The organism is Cellulophaga baltica (assembly GCF_900102165.1).
GTDB lineage: Bacteria > Bacteroidota > Bacteroidia > Flavobacteriales > Flavobacteriaceae > Cellulophaga > Cellulophaga baltica.
The window spans coordinates 222,124-241,484 of sequence record NZ_FNBD01000002.1 but is presented as its reverse complement, the minus strand read 5'-3'; the positions used below and the strand labels follow the sequence as shown (position 1 = coordinate 241,484).

16 protein-coding genes are annotated in these 19,361 nt (G+C 34.7%); 7 read left to right on the top strand and 9 right to left on the bottom strand.

Annotated elements, in window-relative coordinates; genetic code table 11:
• Positions 1-15: 15 nt before the first annotated feature.
• Complete coding sequence (locus BLQ19_RS04105) at positions 16-561, bottom strand: DUF2911 domain-containing protein (protein ID WP_025614100.1); 546 nt, start codon at positions 559-561, stop codon at positions 16-18.
• A 245-nt stretch (positions 562-806) separates the two neighbouring features.
• On the opposite strand from BLQ19_RS04105, the gene asnB reads away from it, so the two are divergent.
• The 5 genes from asnB (at position 807) to BLQ19_RS04080 (ending at position 8,242) form a co-directional block, all read left to right on the top strand.
• On the top strand, positions 807-2,480 hold the full coding sequence (gene asnB / locus BLQ19_RS04100; protein WP_074537485.1) for an asparagine synthase B: 1,674 nt from the start codon (positions 807-809) through the stop codon (positions 2,478-2,480).
• A gap of 241 nt (positions 2,481-2,721) precedes the next feature.
• Complete coding sequence (gene gyrB, locus BLQ19_RS04095) at positions 2,722-4,683, top strand: DNA topoisomerase (ATP-hydrolyzing) subunit B (protein ID WP_024479473.1); 1,962 nt, start codon at positions 2,722-2,724, stop codon at positions 4,681-4,683.
• 74 nt (positions 4,684-4,757) lie between these two features.
• Entirely contained in the window at positions 4,758-5,771 is a 1,014-nt protein-coding gene (locus BLQ19_RS04090) for a DUF6588 family protein (protein ID WP_074537484.1), read from the top strand.
• Positions 5,772-6,031: 260 nt separating this feature from the next.
• Positions 6,032-7,828, top strand: a complete 1,797-nt coding sequence (locus tag BLQ19_RS04085; protein WP_074537483.1) for a sensor histidine kinase — start codon at positions 6,032-6,034, stop codon at positions 7,826-7,828.
• A gap of 3 nt (positions 7,829-7,831) precedes the next feature.
• Positions 7,832-8,242: a response regulator gene (locus BLQ19_RS04080; protein ID WP_074537482.1), complete on the top strand. Its 411-nt coding sequence runs from the start codon at positions 7,832-7,834 to the stop codon at positions 8,240-8,242.
• A gap of 106 nt (positions 8,243-8,348) precedes the next feature.
• Here the strand turns inward: BLQ19_RS04080 and BLQ19_RS04075 are convergent, their stop codons facing one another.
• Complete coding sequence (locus tag BLQ19_RS04075) at positions 8,349-8,708, bottom strand: hypothetical protein (RefSeq protein ID WP_024479477.1); 360 nt, start codon at positions 8,706-8,708, stop codon at positions 8,349-8,351.
• Positions 8,709-8,951: 243 nt separating this feature from the next.
• Between BLQ19_RS04075 and BLQ19_RS04070 the strand changes: the two genes are divergently transcribed.
• Both BLQ19_RS04070 and secDF read left to right on the top strand, forming a co-directional pair.
• Complete coding sequence (locus BLQ19_RS04070; RefSeq protein ID WP_074537481.1) at positions 8,952-9,878, top strand: malate dehydrogenase; 927 nt, start codon at positions 8,952-8,954, stop codon at positions 9,876-9,878.
• Between the two features lie 147 nt (positions 9,879-10,025).
• Entirely contained in the window at positions 10,026-13,019 is a 2,994-nt protein-coding gene (gene secDF / locus BLQ19_RS04065; RefSeq protein ID WP_074537480.1) for a protein translocase subunit SecDF, read from the top strand.
• A 45-nt stretch (positions 13,020-13,064) separates the two neighbouring features.
• Here the strand turns inward: secDF and BLQ19_RS04060 are convergent, their stop codons facing one another.
• The 7 genes from BLQ19_RS04060 to folE form a co-directional block, all read right to left on the bottom strand.
• Complete coding sequence (locus BLQ19_RS04060; RefSeq protein WP_074537479.1) at positions 13,065-14,291, bottom strand: ATP-binding cassette domain-containing protein; 1,227 nt, start codon at positions 14,289-14,291, stop codon at positions 13,065-13,067.
• Positions 14,292-14,309: 18 nt separating this feature from the next.
• Complete coding sequence (locus BLQ19_RS04055) at positions 14,310-14,828, bottom strand: GNAT family N-acetyltransferase (RefSeq protein ID WP_074537478.1); 519 nt, start codon at positions 14,826-14,828, stop codon at positions 14,310-14,312.
• 11 nt (positions 14,829-14,839) lie between these two features.
• The gene (locus tag BLQ19_RS04050) at positions 14,840-15,325 is read right to left on the bottom strand and encodes a DUF192 domain-containing protein (protein ID WP_074537477.1); all 486 of its coding nucleotides are present in this window, start codon (positions 15,323-15,325) and stop codon (positions 14,840-14,842) included.
• A 5-nt stretch (positions 15,326-15,330) separates the two neighbouring features.
• Positions 15,331-16,287 (bottom strand): prolipoprotein diacylglyceryl transferase, encoded by a 957-nt coding sequence (gene lgt / locus BLQ19_RS04045; RefSeq protein ID WP_074537476.1) that lies wholly within the window; start codon positions 16,285-16,287, stop codon positions 15,331-15,333.
• 101 nt (positions 16,288-16,388) lie between these two features.
• A complete protein-coding gene (gene yidD / locus BLQ19_RS04040; protein ID WP_024479484.1) occupies positions 16,389-16,610 on the bottom strand; it encodes a membrane protein insertion efficiency factor YidD in 222 nt (73 codons plus the stop codon).
• Between the two features lie 534 nt (positions 16,611-17,144).
• On the bottom strand, positions 17,145-18,626 hold the full coding sequence (gene cysS / locus BLQ19_RS04035) for a cysteine--tRNA ligase (RefSeq protein ID WP_074537475.1): 1,482 nt from the start codon (positions 18,624-18,626) through the stop codon (positions 17,145-17,147).
• A gap of 18 nt (positions 18,627-18,644) precedes the next feature.
• Positions 18,645-19,325, bottom strand: a complete 681-nt coding sequence (folE, locus tag BLQ19_RS04030; protein WP_025614112.1) for a GTP cyclohydrolase I FolE — start codon at positions 19,323-19,325, stop codon at positions 18,645-18,647.
• Positions 19,326-19,361: the final 36 nt, after the last annotated feature.

The following is a 19,361-nucleotide window of genomic DNA, read 5'->3' as shown; positions in this document are numbered from 1 at the left end:
ATCGTAATTTGAAAATTACATAGTAGCTGCAACTGGTACGGCAACTCTAACAGTTCCCCATCCAATAACTAAATCAGCACTTTTATCACCTTCTTTAAATGCCATAGAAAAAGCATCTAAAGATTCGGTACCCTTGCTAACTGCTCCTTTTACACGAACAACATCTGCGCTTTCATCATAAGAATAAGCACCCCATTGGTTTAATTTACTGTTTAAAATAACAGTCCATTCATTAGCACCAGGGATGGTAAATAAAGAATACGTTCCGGCTTTTACTGCAGATCCACCAAAAGTTACATCTGTATAAAAAGTTACTTCCACAGCTTCATTCGCACCAGTTCTCCATACGGCACCAGCAGGAGCTAATTCTGCAATAGAACGCCCTTTTAATTGTGGTCTGCTATAGCTAACTTTAGCTACCTTCTCAGATACTTTGTAACTTGTAGGGTACGCAGCTACATCCATCGGACTCTTGTCTAATCCGCTAAATTTTTGAGCACTTGCTGTAGTGCTAAATACTAAACATACTACTACGGCTGTAAGGGTAAGAATTTTTTTCATAATCATAAGGTTTTAATTTGAAACATATACTAGAGTATATCTCTTAGTAATGGGGTACTAAAGTCGGGCAATTTTTCTAAACTTACAAAAAAAGAGAAATTAGAGTTGAAAATTCTGTTATAGTTTCATTTTAGTATTATTTTATAACTTAAAGTTTCATATTGTTACCTTTTTTTAATTTATGGTTTTTTTATTAAACCAATTCATGCATCTTTGCTTTAAAATTGCTTATAATATAGAATAATATGTGTGGAATAGTATGTGCATTTGATGTAAAAGAGAGTACTGAGGACTTAAGGCCACAGTTACTAGAGATGTCTAAAAAGATTAGACATAGAGGACCGGACTGGAGTGGAATATTTGCTAATGATAAAGCAATATTAGCGCACGAGCGTTTGTCTATTGTAGACCCAGCTTCTGGAAAGCAACCTTTATTCAGTAAAGATAATAAGTTGGTACTTGCTGCTAATGGCGAGATATATAATCATAGAGAGTTAAGAAAGCAGTTTGTAGGGAAGTATGATTTCCAAACAGAATCTGATTGTGAAGTAATATTGGCCTTATACCAAGAAAAAGGTGTGAGCTTTCTTGATGAAATGAACGGAATTTTTGGTTTTGCCATATACGATGCTGAAAAAGATGAATATTTTATCGCTAGAGATCATATGGGGATCATTCCTTTATATATGGGCTGGGATAAAAATGGTACTTTTTACGTAGCCTCTGAGCTAAAAGCCTTAGAAGGTATTTGTACTAAAATAGAACTTTTTCCTCCAGGGAACTATATGCATAGTTCTGATGGAGAGTTAAAGCAATGGTATACGCGTGATTGGATGGAATATGATGCGGTTAAGGATAACGAGACTAGCATAAAGGAAATTAAAGAAGCTTTAGAAGCAGCGGTGCATAGACAATTAATGTCTGATGTACCTTACGGGGTGTTACTTTCAGGAGGTTTAGATTCTTCGGTAACTTCTGCAATTGCTAAGAAATATGCTCAAAAAAGAATAGAGTCTGATGACGTTGCGGATGCTTGGTACCCACAATTGCACTCTTTTTCTGTAGGACTAGAAGGTTCTCCAGATTTAGCGGCGGCACAAAAAGTTGCGGATCATATTAAAACCATACATCATGAAATAAAATTCACGATTCAAGAAGGCTTGGATGCTATTAAAGACGTGGTGTATAACTTAGAAACATATGATGTAACTACTATTAGAGCTTCTACTCCTATGTACTTAATGTCTAGGGTTATTAAATCTATGGGGGTCAAAATGGTATTATCCGGAGAAGGGGCAGATGAATTGTTCGGAGGGTATTTATATTTTCATAAAGCACCAAATGCTAAAGAGTTTCACGAAGAAACTGTTCGTAAACTAAGCAAGCTTCATATGTATGATTGTTTGCGTGCGAACAAATCATTAGCTGCTTGGGGTATAGAAGGTCGTGTTCCTTTCTTAGATAAAGAATTTATGGATGTTGCGATGCGTATTAACCCTCAAGATAAAATGATTAACGGAGAGCGCATGGAGAAGTGGGTTGTTCGTAAAGCTTTTGAAGATATGATTCCAGAAAGTGTAGCTTGGAGACAAAAAGAACAGTTCTCTGATGGCGTAGGGTATAGCTGGATTGATACTTTGAAAGAAGTAGTAGCCGAGGAAGTTTCTGATGAACAATTGGCAAATGCTAAATTCAGATTCCCGTTACAGACACCAACATCAAAGGAAGAATTTTATTACCGTGCAATTTTTGAATCACATTTCCCTTCAGATGCTGCGGCGCTTTGTGTGCCACAAGAGGCTTCTGTAGCGTGTAGTACTAAAATTGCATTAGAATGGGATGAAGCGTTCAAGAATATGAACGATCCATCTGGTAGAGCAGTAGCCAACGTGCATTCAGATGCTTACGTAAAAGCTTAAATATTGTAAATAAGAATTACCACTGTTTTCAGTTTTAATTATAATTAGTCGAAAAGAAGCACCCTATTAGGGTGCTTCTTTAGTATTGAAAACTACTGATTTTTTCAAAAGGAGTCGCCTAGCGCATTTTCCACAATTATTGTTGATAACTTACTGTTGTCATTTTGTTATAAAACCCTATTTCCATTGCGTATTGCTTATATTTGTAAGATTGCTAAATTTATATTGAAACCATTAATTTATGAGCGAAGAAGCAAATAAAGACGAGCAAAAAAAGAATAATTACTCAGCGGATAGTATTCAGGCCCTAGAGGGTATGGAACATGTACGTATGCGTCCTTCCATGTATATTGGAGATGTAGGAGTTAGAGGTTTACATCACTTGGTATACGAGGTTGTAGATAACTCTATTGATGAAGCAATGGGTGGACATTGTGATACGATAAGTGTTGCAATTAATGAAGATAACTCTATTACGGTTAGAGATAACGGTCGTGGTATTCCGGTAGATATTCACAAGAAAGAAGGCGTATCGGCATTACAAGTTGTAATGACCAAGATTGGTGCTGGTGGTAAGTTTGATAAAGATTCTTATAAAGTATCTGGTGGTTTACACGGGGTAGGTGTATCGTGTGTGAATGCATTATCTACACATTTAAAGGCTACCGTATTCCGTAATGGTACTATTTACGAACAAGAATACGAAAAAGGAAAAGCACTTTACCCGGTAAAAAGTATTGGAGAAACAGAGATTAGAGGTACAGAAGTTACCTTCTATCCAGATGAAACTATCTTTACGCAGACTACAGAGTTTAGCTATGAAACGCTTTCCAATAGAATGCGTGAGCTTTCTTACTTGAACAAGGGTGTTGCTATTACAATGACAGATAAGCGTCAGAAAGATAAAGACAGTCCTAGTGGTTTCCTAGAAGAGCGTTTCTTTTCAGAAGAAGGGCTAAAAGAATTTATAAAATTCCTAGACGGAAATCGTGAGCCATTAATTAATGGCGTGATTTCTATGGAAGGTGAGAAAAATGGTATTCCTGTTGAGGTAGCGATGGTCTACAATACATCGTATACAGAGAATCTGCATTCTTATGTGAATAATATTAACACTCATGAGGGTGGAACACACTTATCTGGTTTTAGAAGAGGATTAACAAGTACTTTAAAAAAGTATGCGGATGCTTCTGGAATGTTAGATAAATTGAAGTTCGAGATTCAAGGAGATGATTTTAGAGAGGGATTAACAGCAATTATATCTGTAAAAGTTGGTGAGCCACAATTTGAGGGTCAGACGAAAACTAAATTAGGAAACCGTGAGGTTTCTGCTGCGGTTAGTCAGGCGGTTTCAGAAATGTTATCAGATTACTTAGAAGAAAATCCTGATGATGCTAAAGTGATTGTACAGAAAGTTGTTCTTGCTGCTACTGCACGTCATGCCGCTACCAAAGCGCGTGAAATGGTACAGCGTAAAACAGTAATGAGTATTGGTGGTTTACCTGGTAAACTATCAGATTGTTCTGATCAAGACCCTGTAAATTGCGAAGTATTCCTAGTAGAGGGAGATTCGGCGGGTGGTACGGCTAAACAAGGTCGTGACCGTATGTTTCAGGCTATTCTGCCGTTAAGAGGTAAGATTCTTAATGTGGAAAAAGCAATGACGCACAAGGTTTTTGAAAATGAAGAAATTAAAAACATCTATACTGCCTTAGGGGTTACTATAGGTACTGAAGAAGATAGTAAGGCGCTTAACTTAGACAAGCTTCGTTACCATAAGGTAGTGATTATGTGTGATGCGGATGTCGATGGTAGCCATATTGAAACTCTTATTTTAACATTCTTCTTTAGATATATGCGAGAGTTGATAGAAGGTGGTCATGTTTACATTGCTACACCTCCATTATACTTAGTTAAAAAAGGAACTAAAAAACGTTACGCTTGGAATGATAAAGAGCGTGATGAGATAGCAGAAAGCTTTAATGGTAGTGTTGGTATACAACGTTACAAAGGTCTTGGAGAAATGAACGCAGAACAACTGTGGGATACAACCATGAATCCGGAGTTTAGAACATTAAGACAAGTAACTATTGATAATGCGACAGAAACAGATCGTGTTTTCTCTATGTTGATGGGCGATGAGGTTCCACCAAGAAGAGAATTTATAGAGAAAAATGCTGTATATGCGAACATTGATGCATAGAAAACAGTAATTACACAACAAAAACTCGCACTTAAAGTGCGAGTTTTTTAGTTTTAGGGCAAATACAAAAAATCATGAAACATATTTTTCTATTTGTCAGTTTTATTATGTGTGCAACAGGAGCAGCACAATCTAATTTTAATGATATTTTTGCTGCAGGAGTTGCAGATGCAGAACGTTTTACAAATGCCTATATGGCGCCACTATCAGAAGGTATGGTGTATAGCATTTCTAACGGATGGTATAATTCTGGAGAAGCTAAGCCGCTTGGTGGTTTTGAGATTTCAATAATAGGAAACATGGCTTCTTTTAAAAATAAAGAAGATAAAAAGACTTTCGTATTAAATACTGCGGATTATGATAATTTACAGTTTGTAGATGGGAGTGTTTCTAAAATAGTCTCTTCAGGCCTTGGGGATTTAGAAGGAATCAGAGTGTTTGTAGAAGGAGAGATTGCTCCGGGAGTAACAAGTAGAGAAGAGTTTGAGTTGCCAACAGGTTTGGCCTCCGAAAACATTAACTTTGTTCCTTCCGCATTTTTACAAGTTAGTGTAGGTCTAATTAAAGGTACTGAGATTAAAGCTCGTTTTCTTCCTAAGATAAATACCGATGATGTGGCTGTAGGTTTTTATGGTGTTGGTTTGCAACATGAATTCACAAGCTTATTACCAGCAGAGAAAATTTGGCCAGTAGCTATATCAGGAGTTATAGGGTACACACATTTAACAGGGACGTATAACTTTACAGATACGGATCTTATTGCAGGAGATAATCAGGAGATTGATGCAAAAATAAATTCATGGAATTTTCAAGCAGTAGTTTCTACAAAATTACCAATTATTAATTTTTATGGTGGTTTAGGGTATATCTCAGGGAATTCTAAGACAGATGTTCTAGGTACATATATTGTACAGCAAGGACCCTTTCAGCAAACTATTGAAGATCCATTTACTTTAACTAAAAAAGTTTCGGGAGCTACAGCAAACATAGGTACAAAATTAAAACTTGGTTTTTTTAGGTTGCATGCAGATTATACGATCGCGCAATTTAATAGTTTATCTGTAGGAGTGAACTTTGGGTTTAGGTAAGTAAAAGAAAATTAAAATATATAAATAAGGGTTGTCTATATACTATAGGCGACCCTTATTTTTTTTATTGGTTTTGTGGTGGTATTTCCTTTATGAGCGTAAAAGTGTCCTAAGAATTAATGCTTTAAAATTAAGTGGTAAATCTTATTATTTATATTCTATTTTTTCTTATTTTAGTAGGAAAATATGTACTAATTATTTATATTTTCATATAGCTGTAGCGTTGTGAATATCGTATGTATTAATTTATTACGATCAATATGTGGAAAAAAGTTCTTAAAATATTTGCGATCTTATACTTTCCTATATTACTTCTAACCTTTGTATTAATTTTTTACCAGAAAGAAGAGCAGCTTTCGGGTTTGGTTCAGGTGGAGGAAAGAGGAGCTGCCTATAAAAAGAATTATTTATTAGACTTGTATACTTCCTTAGTATTCAGTACCCAATATTGGAGTGAAATTGATTATCCTGTGGCTTTTGACCCCATGAGAGACCATTCTGGGTTTATTGATAGTTATATTGAAATTATTAATGGGTTTCAAGATTATGATCAATTTCGTTTTTTAGACCTTAAAGGAAAAGAATTTTTTCGGTACCAAAGGGAAGATGATAAAAATATGGTGTTTGGGCCGTTGCAGAATAAAGAAAACAGGTCCTATGTTCAAAGTGGTTTAGCGCTTAAACGCGGTGAAATATTTCTATCAGCTATTGACTTGAATAGAGAGAATGGTGTTTTAGAAACCCCTTACAAGCCGGTTGTTCGTGGGGTGGCACCCATCTTTAATACTTTAAATGAGAAAATTGGTATTGTGGTGATTAATTACAGAATGAGCCGAATTTTAAATCAATTAAAAGCGCAAATCACCAACGGTAATTTTTATTTAACAGATGCCAATTTCAATATCATCACTTCCAATACAAGGCCTTATGATTTAGGGTATGAGATTCAAAAATCAGGAAAAGCCTTACTAGAGAATTATAGTTTAACTCATTTACCCTTAAAAAAAGCCATTGATACAAATTTTGTAGATCAAGGGAGTGTGTATACTTTTAAAGTTTTTGATTTTAAAAAAGACTTCATTTCAAAAGAAGGAATTTTCAGTACAATTCCAATTATTATTACCCCCACAGATTGGGTTATTGTTCAAGAAATCTCACCAGAATTTCTAGGTACTTGGTTTTTGCCTCTATATAAAGATTTCCTTATTTTTAATTTTTTTGCTGTTATAGTGCTACTTATTCTTTCATATTATATTATTAAGTCCAGGCAGCAACAAGAGCAGTTTTATGTGGCCCTTGAAGCTAAAAATAAAGCATTATTGGGGAGTAAAGCGCAATTAGAAAAAAATAACTACCAAATACAAGATATTAATAAAAGTCTTTCAATTAAAAATGATCAGCTAAAGGAGTTTAATTATTTAGTGTCACATAATTTAAGGTCTCCGGTGACTAGTTTGTCTGTTATTATAGATATGCTGAAAGAAGAGAAAGAGCCGGATAAAATTAAAGCGTTACTGCCTAAAATGGCTACTGTTTCCAATAGTATTTATGAATTAACAGAAGATATTAGGGCGTATATGGCCATACTCGATCAAAATGAAATCAAGGTTGAATTTTTGAATGTTTCTAAATTGATAGCGCTGGTTAAAAATGAATTTTCAGACTTAATGCTCGGTGAACAAAATCTTAAGGTGCTTGTTGATTTTAAGGAATGGGAAGCGGTAAGTTTTTCAAAGTTGTACTTAAAGAGTATTCTTCAAAATTTCATTTCAAATGCAATAAAGTATCGAGATACAGAAAAAAGTGAATCCTATGTGCTATTTGAAGGTAAGATAGAAAATGGATCCAAGGTTTTGTATGTTAGAGATAATGGTGTCGGTATTAATTTAGAACGTCATGGCGCTAATGTATTTAAGCTCTATAAGCGTTTTCATAGAAATATATCAGGAAAAGGGGTAGGGCTGTTTCTAGTAAAATCACAACTAGAGGCATTAAATGCTCAAATAAGTGTAGATAGCAAAGAAGGGCTCGGTACTTCTTTTAAAATTAATTTTTAAGCAATGAAAAAAGGAAACATTTTATTGGTAGATGATGATGAAATTTATCTGTATTTGGTAAAAAAAATACTCAGTAAAATTTCTGAACGAATAGCGATAAGTTCTTTTACGGATGGGGAGCAGGCAATTAATTTCATCACGAACCAAACAGAGGTTCATCAGGAAGTTCCGGAAGTTATTCTATTGGATGTAAATATGCCATTCTTAGATGGCTGGGGTTTTTTAGTAGAATTTAAAAAGTTGAAGCCTAAATTAGAAAAATCGATTAGAATTTACTTGGTAACTTCTTCTGCTTTACCTTCAGATAAGCAAAAAGCCAAGGAGTTTCAAGAATTAACGGGTTATTTTGTTAAGCCGATTACAGAGGATAACCTAAAAAATATTCTCACAGAAGTATATGAAACCAATTTCTAAAAAGATAATAATTTCCTCTAATATTAGGGACTGATTTGCTAAATAGGGGAAAGAAAATTATATACATAAGCTAGCGTTAAAACCAGCTTATGCATGTATTTTAAGTTTACTGTCTCTCCGCCAGAATAGCACCGTCTGTTTCTTGTAATGTAGATTGTACTAATATTACAATATCATCTGGCATGTCTGTTCCTGGATATGAAATGGTATATGTTTCGTCGGTTTTCTTCCAACTAAAATCAGTTTGTACCGTAAGACCTTTGTTTTCGTATTGGTGATACCTTCCTAAGTAAGCATCATTAAAAATCCATTCAGATTCTGTCTTAATAATTTTTTGATTTACGGAATTGCTTTCAATGGTATTGGTCCATATGCCAATAACGGGATCATTGTTAACAGTTGTTTTAGAGCAACTTGCAAAAAGTAACATAGCACAAAGCGCTATGAAAGGGGAGTGCTTTTTCATAGTAAGTAGGTTTAATTTGGGACGATAAACATACTAAAGATGACTGGTTTTTTTTTATTTTTTTCGACCAACGGTAAAATTTTGTAGGAAAATTCGTCAAGTTGCACTTTTCTTTAACATTTGTAAGTCGGTTTTTAAGTAAAAAAACTAACAAAATTCAATTTTAAAAGTCAATGTTTAGGCTATATTTTCTATTAAATTTCAGTATTTTTGGAGCAATTAAATCAATATAAAAAAAATAAAATGAAAGTTACAGTCGTAGGAGCAGGTGCTGTTGGTGCAAGTTGTGCTGAGTACATCGCCATAAAGAATTTTGCATCAGAAGTAGTATTGTTAGATATTAAAGAAGGATTTGCAGAAGGTAAAGCAATGGATTTAATGCAAACAGCTTCTTTAAATGGTTTCGATACAAAAATAACTGGTATTACTAATGATTATTCTGCAACAGCAGGTAGTGATGTTGCGGTAATTACTTCAGGGATTCCTCGTAAGCCAGGAATGACTAGAGAAGAATTAATAGGGATCAATGCAGGTATAGTTAAGACGGTTTCTTCTAATCTTATTAAATATTCACCAAACGTTATCCTTATTGTTGTTAGTAATCCAATGGATACCATGACATATTTGGTACACAAAACTACAGGATTGGCTAAAAATAAGATTATTGGTATGGGCGGTGCTTTAGATAGTGCTCGTTTCAAATATAGATTAGCAGAAGCATTAGAATCACCTATTTCTGATGTAGACGGAATGGTAATTGGTGGTCATAGTGATACAGGTATGGTGCCATTAACAGGCCATGCAACACGTAATAGTATCAAAGTTTCAGAGTTTTTATCTGAAGAAAGACTAACTCAAGTAGCAGAAGACACTAAGGTAGGTGGGGCTACTTTAACTAAATTATTAGGAACTAGTGCATGGTATGCACCAGGAGCAGCTGTTTCTAGTATGGTTCAGGCAATTGCTTGTGATCAAAAGAAAATGTTCCCATGTTCTGCTTATTTAGAAGGGGAATATGATTTATCTGACCTTTGTATTGGAGTTCCGGTAATTTTAGGAAAAGATGGTATTGAGAAAATAGTAAATATTCCTTTAAGTGATGCAGATAAAGCTAAAATGCAAGAAAGTGCAGTAGGCGTTAAGAAGACTAACGATTTATTAGAGCTATAATTTGCGCTAGTAATTGAATAAAACAAGGGCAGTTGTCGGTTTGATAACTGCCCTTGTTTATAAAAGCAAAAAATATTGTCAATTCCTTACTTAAATGATATATTTGCACGCTTACAAAAAAAAAACCAGAAATTAATATAGTAACTAATGCAGAATAAAGGACTTATAAAGCTTTTCGCTTTTTTGTTTGGATTGGTAAGTATTTATCAATTGTCTTACACGTTCATAACGAACAATGTTGAAAAGAAAGCAGCAACCTATGCTACTAACAGTATTTCTAGTACTGAAACTGATTATTTAGATCAAAGAAAAGATTTAGAGGTCAAGTACTTAGACTCTATCGGAGAAGAATCTATAATGGGATTTACATCCTATAATGATGCTAAAAAGAAAGAGCTAAATAAAGGATTGGATTTAAAAGGAGGTATAAATGTTACTCTTCAAATATCTGTAAAAGATATTTTAAAAGGCTTAGCAAATAATACAACAAATGCTAAATTCAACAAAGCAATAGCAAACGCAGATGCAGCTTCAAAAAGCAGTAGCGATACGTATGTTGATTTATTTTTTCAGGAATTTGATAAAATAGCAGATACAGACGGGGATGTGAAATTAGCATCTCCTGAAATTTTCGCTAACAAGAGCCTAAGCGATGTTATTAATTTTCAAATGACCGATGATCAGGTGAAGCCTATCATCAGAACTAAAATAGATGAATCTATTATTTCAGCATTTGAAGTACTAAGAGAACGTATTGATGGTTTTGGGGTTACACAACCTAACATCCAAAGAGAAGGAACATCAGGTCGTATTTTAGTAGAATTACCTGGAGCAAAAGATATCGCTCGTGCTCAAGAATTACTTTCTAGTACGGCGCAATTGGAGTTTTGGGAAACGTACAGACCAGATAATCAAAACTTGAGTCAGTTTTTGTTTGCAGCAAACGAAAAACTTAAAACTCTTGTAGAGGTAGATGAACCAGCAACGGTTACGAAGCCAGAGTCAGAGATAGATTCTCTTTTATCGGATGTAGCTCAAGATTCTATTGATTTTGCTAGTGAGGTAAATCCTTTAATTAGCTTATTGATTCCTGCTGATCCAGGAGGGCAAGCTTTCGTAAGAGCTTCAACTCAAGATACCGCACAGATTTCTGCTTATTTAAAAATGCCAGAAATTAGAAGATTGGTTCCTAAAGAATTACAATTTGTAAAATTCTTATGGGAAAGACCAACCGAAGGTGCGGAAATAGTTGGTTTGTATGCAATACAATCTAACAGAGCAGGTGTGCCAAGAATTAGTGGAGATGTAGTTAGTGATGCTCGTGATGATTTTGATCCTCGCAACAGACCTGCGGTAACTATGAGTATGAATACCAAAGGGGCTAAAGAATGGCAGAAACTTACTAATGATGCAAATCTTAATGGTACCGGTATCGCAATTGTTTTAGATAACAAAGTATACACTGCTCCTGGAGTAACTCAAGTTGGAGGTATTTCTGGTGGTCGTTCGGAAATAACAGGTGCATTTACTATAAATGAAACTAAAGATATTGCAAACGTTTTAAGAGCAGGTAAGTTACCAGCGAAAGCAGAAATTATAGCATCAGAAATTGTTGGTCCATCTTTAGGGCAAGAAGCAATTGATAGTGGTTTTAATTCTTTCGCTATAGCCATGGTTTTTGTCTTAGTTTGGATGATCTTCTATTATGGTAGAGCTGGTGCTTTTGCTGATATTGCATTATTATTCAACATACTTTTAATCTTTGGTGTATTAACAAGTATCAAGGCGGTATTAACATTACCTGGTATTGCAGGTATTGTGTTAACTATTGGCATGTCTGTTGATGCAAACGTTCTTATTTTTGAACGTATTAAAGAAGAAATTGCTAAGGGTAAAGGGAAGTCATTGGCTATTGCAGATGGTTTTAGTAATGCACTATCTTCTATTTTAGATGCGAACATTACTACAGGTTTAACCGCAGTTATCCTATTTGTTTTTGGTTCTGGACCTATTAAAGGTTTTGCTACAACGTTAATCGTAGGTATTTTAACCTCATTATTCACGGCTATTTTTATAACTCGTTTATTAATTGAGTGGTACTTAGCTTCAAAAGATAGAAAATTAGAATTTTCTACAGGAGTAACTAAAAACTTATTCAAGAACGTACATATTAATTTCTTAGGGAAAAGAAAAATTGCGTACATCGCTTCTACGGTATTAGTAGTTGTTGGCTTATATTCTTTGTTTTTTGGTCCTGGACTACAGCAAGGTGTAGATTTCGTAGGAGGTCGTTCATACCAAGTTCGTTTTGAGCAGCCTGTGAATCCATCAGAAATGGCAACAGAATTAAATGGTGTCTTTGGTAGTGGTACAAATGTTAAAACTTATGGTGAGGATAATCAAGTAATGATTACAACACCTTACAAGGTAAATGTAGAAGGTATTGAAGTTGATACTGAAATTCAGAATAAATTATTTACAACCTTACAGAAGTATTTCCCTGATGGAACAACATTTGCAGATTTTTCTGTAGCAAATGATGATAAAGCTATTGGTATCATGTCTTCTAAAAAAGTAGGTCCTACCATTGCTGATGATATTAAAAACAATGCTTTTTGGGCTATTATTGGATCTTTAGCGGTTGTGTTCTTATATATTTTATTCCGTTTCCGTAAATGGCAATTCTCTTTAGGAGCAGTTACTGCGGTATTCCATGATGTATTAATTGTACTTGGTATCTTCTCTATTTTTGGTAAAATCATGCCTTTTAATATGGAAATAGATCAAGCCTTTATAGCAGCGATACTAACGGTAATTGGATATTCACTGAATGATACCGTGGTAGTTTTTGACCGTATTCGTGAGATTATTGCGGAAAGAGGTTGGAGTGCTGGAGAGAATACGAACTTAGCTTTAAATAGTACTTTGGGAAGAACTTTGAATACATCTTTAACCACTGTTATTGTACTTCTTGCAATCTTTGCTTTCGGTGGAGATTCCTTAAGAGGATTTATGTTTGCTATGATTATTGGGGTAGTAGTAGGTACCTACTCTTCATTATTTATCGCAACACCTGTTATGTTTGATACTTTAAAGAATAGTACTCAAGAAGGTATTGTTGAGACAGAAGAAGTAAAATAAATACTATTTGTATATATAGAAAAAGCCGCTAATTAGCGGCTTTTTTTAGTTTATAATAGTTCCTACAGAGCCATTGGGGTCTTTCGTGAGGATGTATTTTTGTTTCGGAGTAAGTCCGTATTCCTCTCGGTGAGAGACAAAAATAATAGCAGTAGTAGACTCTGCTGCAATTTTATTAGTCAATGCCACAAATAGTGCAGCACTCTCATCATCTAAATTCTCGGTGGGTTCATCTAAAATTAACACTAAAGGGTGTTTGATCATGGCTCTGGCAATCATTACCAAGCGTTTTTTACCAACAGGAAGCTCTGTGAAAATAGCTTCTGCTTTTTGATTCATTTTAAGCACTTCTAGCCATTCCTCCGCAATTAAGGCCTGACTTTCTGTTGGAAGTTTGTAAAGGCCTATAGAGTCGTTTAAACCTGATATAAGCATGTTTTTTACCGTATGAGTGCGTTTAAAATTATGCGTTAAGGTGGGTGCGTAATAGCCAATTCTTTTTTTAATATCCCAAATGGTTTCGCCGCTGCCTTTTTTCTTTCCGAATAAATAGAGTTCTTGGTTATATCCTTTGCTATTTTCTCCTGTAATTAAAGACAGTAAGGTAGTTTTTCCACTACCATTCTTTCCTATCAATTGCCAAAACGATCCTTTTTTAATTTCCCATGTAATGTTTTGTAATATAGGTTTCGCATCAAAATGTACATTTATATTTTTCAGACTTATTAATACGTCTCCTTCGTAATCTAACTTTTTAAATGGTTTAGGAAGTGCTCTTGTAAAAGGATTTTCTAAATTGAATTCTGTTTCTTTGGCTATACGCTGTAGATTTCCATTGTGTAGAAGTTCAAATCTATTCTTGATGAAAGCTAAGGCATCTGCTTTTCTGCTTAAGATTACTATAAATAATTTGGTAGCGGTATGTTTTAAAATAGTAGTTTTTAAGTCTGCAACAGATTCTTGATCTAAATTATCAAAGGGATTGTCTAAAACTAGAAAATCAGCATCAGCTGCTAAAAGGTAGTTTAATACAATTTTTCGCTGTTCTCCGCTAGACATTGATTTTAAACTCTGCGTTGTGTTTTTTGTGGCAATCTTCAGTTCGTGTACTTCTTCCTCAAAAATCAATTCTTCAATCTTGGACTTAGAAAGAACATCTCCTTTGAGGTTTTGTATAGCATCTAAGTCTAGAGGATTTTGAGGGTCAAGAAGCTTAGATATTAAGCTTTTTATTGGGCTATTGTTTTGAGTGAAGATAAGAGTATGAGACATGCTTCAATAAAATTTGAATTATAGGTTTATTCTAAAAATATAGACAGGATTGCCATGGTAGGTAGTTTCAAAATCTAGCGTCAACCCGTTTCTTTGGGCCACTTTTTGAGAGGGTATATTGTCTTTGTGGATGATGCTGATTAGAGAGCTACATAAATTGTTAGAAATGGAGTAGTCTACACATGCTTTTGCTGCTTCTGTGGCATAACCCATGTTCCAGTGTTTAGGAAGTAGGGAATAGGCTATTTCAATTTCTTTTTTTTCGTGTATTTCTTGAACAAGTAATCCTGCTAAGCCAAGAAACGTTTTCGTTTGCTTGTGAATCAGTGCAAGCTTTCCGCCAAGATTGTGCTCATACCTATACATTGTACGTTCAAAATCTGCCTTACACGCTTTTATGGGGTTCTCAGGTAAACCTTCCCAAAATTCCGAAGTTCGTTTATCTTCATGAAAAGGAAGCCATGCGTTAAAATCACTGGGTTGTAATTTTCTAAATAATAATCGGTCAGACGTGCTATTATTCAGTAGGTAATCCATTTAAATGCTGTTTATAGTTCTTTATAAACAATGCTATCTTTAACTTCTAGAAGATATTTTTCTGCTAATCCTGCATTTATTTCTAGCACATATTTTATAGGTACCTGTGATGATAATCCTTCTTCATTAAAGGGAATAGCATTTTCTTGAAAACTAGCAATTTTCAAATGCTCATCGATATAAATAATATCTAATGGAATTGCTGTATTTTTCATGTAGAAAGAATGCATGGCTACATCGGGAAATACAAATAACATCCCTCTAGTTGGTTTCATGGTATTGCGGTACATGAGTCCGGTTTCAGTTTCGTAATCTGTAGCGGCTATCTCAATATCAAAAGAGGCAATAATAGAATCTGTTTTCGCTTTATAAATCGTTAATTCTCCTTCTTTTTTAAACGCAATTGCGGCAGTTTCTATGGCTTGCTTTGGTTCTTCTTTACAAGAGCTTAGAAAGCCAAGAATTATGCAGCTAAGGAGTACTAGGGCATTTTTCATGGGTCTTATGATTTTGTTGGTCTAAACATGAAATAGAGTCCTATAAGAACAAATGGAATACTAAGCCATTGTCCGATAGATAACAGCTCCATAGATTCATCAAGCGAATTTTGACGTTCTTTTACAAATTCAACAAAGAAACGTATAGACCATAAAAGCACTAAAAATGTACCAAATAAGAATCCTGGCTTATCTTTTTTATCTGTTTTCCAGTAGAAATAGTATAATATAATGAAAACAAATATATAGCAAATTCCCTCGTATAATTGGGCTGGATGGCGGTAAGGTATCGCTTCTAAAATAGCTGCGAATTTAGGATTGTTTTCAATAAGACTGTAAGCTACACTAGGCGTTTTGGCATTGGTAAGTTGCATTGCTTTGTAAGCAGGAAGATCGTCAGAATTACGAACAAATTTGGTAGCAAATACAAACGATTTCTCTACGGTTTTACCAACAATTTCTGAGTTGAAAAAATTCCCCAAACGTACAAAAAATGCACCAATAGCTACAGGGATTACAATTCGATCTAATATCCAAATTACTTTAAAGCCTGGGTGTTTACGTACATATAAGTACATGGCTATAATAATTCCTATAGCGGCACCATGACTTGCAAGTCCTGTAAAACCAGTGAATTCATATCCTTTGATAAAGCCAAGTATGGCCTCATTAGGGTTTGCTTTAATGGGTAATAATATCTCTAAAAGATTGTTTTTGTAATAGGGCCAGTCATAAAAAAATACATGCCCTAAACGGGCGCCTAGCATTGTTGCAAGAACGGTATATATGAAAAGAGAGTCTAATTGCTCAACAGTTTTTTTCTCTTTTAAAAAAATCTTTTTCATAAGGTACCAGCCCAAAGCGAAGGCGGCAATCCATAAAAGATTATAATATTTAATTTGAATAAACCCAATTTTGAATAGCGTGTCGTTTGGGTTCCAAGTAATACCTAAAAAGTACATTTACAAATATTTTGAAGGGCTAAGATAAGAAAATTGACGCTAGACAGCGTGCAGCATGGTAAAGAAATTAGAAATTTATACGATTGAAATAAAACTCCTATTTAAGGCACGGGGTCATAACCTTTTCCTCCCCAAGGGTGGCAACTAAAAATTCTTTTTATTCCAAGCCAACCTCCTTTAAAAAGGCCGTGTTTTCTTAAAGCTTCTAGGGTGTATTGTGAGCACGTAGGGCTGTAGCGGCAACTAGCTGGGGTAAGTGGTGATATGACCAATTGATAGAAGCGGACTAAAAAAACAAAAGGTGCAATGAGTATTTTTTTCATGAAGATGAAATTACCCTCAAAAATACGCTTTTCTACAGGAATTATAAAACCTGCGCGTTCCTAGGTTCAGGGTTATAGTAATTTTTATTATGAACTAATAGAAGAGGAATTTGATGCTAACTGTTCAAGTCCTTTCTGTAATGCAACAATGAGATTTGAATATCAAGGGGTAATTTAATGGTGTTTCTAAAGAGAAATTAGAGTGGCAACCTTCTATAATGGCACTAATTGTAGGATTGCGTTTCCAGTGTTTAAGCTTCTTGTTAAGTGAGGGAAATTGTAAGGTGCTAGTATTCCTAATGCGGTATTATAGTTCTCTTTTTTTAAAACGAGCTAGGTCTATATCCTGTTCAATTTTGTACTAACGAACGTGTGAAATTTAGCCGTACATTTTCTTTAGAATAGGAGTGAAATACGTAAAGATGTTTATAGGAGGTTTGGTTTTGATAACAGATTCTATTTGAATCATGTATTCAAAACCAAACATTATATTTTTTTAGGACCATTAGCGCCAAAACTGCGACGCAATTTAAGTTAAGAGATGCTAAAAGTAGTACCTTCTTTACCGTCTTTTAATTGAATGCCTAGTGCTGCTAATTGGTCTCTTATAATATCAGAAGTAGCAAAATCCTTATTGTCTCTTGCTTCTTTTCTGAGTTGTATCAATAAGGCCACCACTCCAGATAATTTATCAGAATCGGAATTGGCATCATTTTTATCCTCTAGACCTAAAATGTCAAATATAAAGGCGTTGAAGGTTTCTTTTAAAAGTGTTTTGTCGGCTTCAGAGATAGCTTCTTTCTTTTCTTTGATAGCATTAATATGCTTTACAGCTTCAAATAAATGAGCAATTAGGGTTGGCGTATTAAAGTCATCATTCATGGCATCGTAACATTTCTGTTGCCATGCGGTAAAATCAAAATCAGAACTAGCACCTGTTTCTAATTTGTCAATAGCGCTTAGAGCTTCCATTAGTTTCTGAAATCCTTTTTCAGAAGCTAGAAGTGCGTCATTGCTTAAATCTAAGATACTCGTGTAATGCGCTTGCATCATAAAAAAACGTACTACCGTAGGGGTAAAAGCTTTTGAAAGAATGCTATTATTGCCAGAGAAAATTTCGTCTGGTAAAATGTTATTACCAGTAGATTTTGCCATTTTTTTACCATTCATGGTAAGCATATTAGCGTGCAACCAATAATTTACAGGCGATGCGCCATTGCTAGCTTCAGCTTGCGCAATTTCACATTCATGATGCGGGAATTTTAAATCCATTCCGCCTCCATGAATATCAAAAGTTTCGCCTAAATATTTAGTGCTCATCGCAGTACATTCTAGGTGCCAGCCAGGAAAACCATCTCCCCAAGGAGAAGGCCATCTCATAATATGTTGCGGTTCTGCCTTTTTCCAAAGTGCAAAATCTTGCGGACTATGCTTGTCGTCTTGCGCAGCTAATTCACGAGTATTCGCAATCATGTCTTCTAACTTACGGCCACTCAATTTGCCATAGTTATGGGTTTCATTAAATTTTGGAACATCAAAATAAACAGAACCATTAACCTCGTAAGCAAAACCTTTGTTCAGAATCTCTTTTATAATTTCTATCTGCTCAATAATATGACCAGTAGCTGTAGGCTCTATACTCGGAGGTAAAAAATTAAATTTTTGTAAAATAGTATGGAAGTCAACCGTATATCGTTGTACTACTTCCATAGGTTCAATACGTTCTAAGCGTGCTTTTTTTGCAATTTTATCCTCGCCATCATCTGCATCGTTTTCTAAATGCCCCGCATCTGTGATATTACGAACATAACGTACTTTATAACCCAGGTGCTTAAAGTATCTAAAAATCATATCAAAAGACATGAATGTTCTACAGTTTCCTAAGTGTACATTGCTGTATACTGTGGGGCCGCAAACATACATTCCTATGGCACCTTCATGTATAGGTGTAAATAGCTCTTTTTGTCCAGATAATGAATTGTAAACTTTTAAATGCTGAGTTTTATATAATTGCATGCTTTGATTGAAAAATAATTAAAACCTTGTTTCTAACTTGATAAAATTTAAAAACTCTCTACGCGTAGCTTCTTCTTTGAATTTTCCACCATATTCTGCAGTAACTGTGCTGCTTTCAATATCGCGAATACCTCTAGAATTTACACAAAGGTGTTTTGCGTCAATAACGCAAGCTACATCCTCCGTGTTCAAGACTTTTTGTAATTCTCTTACAATCTGAATATTTAAACGTTCTTGTACTTGTGGTCTTTTTGCAAAATAATCTACAATTCGATTCATTTTAGAAAGTCCAACAACAGTACCATTTGAGATATAAGCAACATGAGCTCTACCAACAATTGGTAAGAAATGATGCTCACAAGTACTATAAAGTGTTATGTTTTTTTCAACCAACATCTCACCATATTTGTATTTGTTGTCAAATGTTGAGGATTTCGGTTTTCTGTTAGGGTGTAAGCCTGCAAATATTTCGTTAACAAACATTTTTGCCACTCGGTTAGGGGTGCCCTTTAAACTATCATCAGTAAGGTCTAAGCCTAAAGTTTCCATGATTTCAGAAACATTTGCTTTAATCTTTACTATTTTCTCTTCATCACTCAATTCAAAAGCATTGGCAAGTAATGGAGTATCTTCAGAAGTAGAAACATGATTGTCTCCAATTTCATCAAATTGATCTTCTAATGTGCTGTCAATTTTCATTTATTATCATCTCTTAAATGCTGCAAAGATATACAT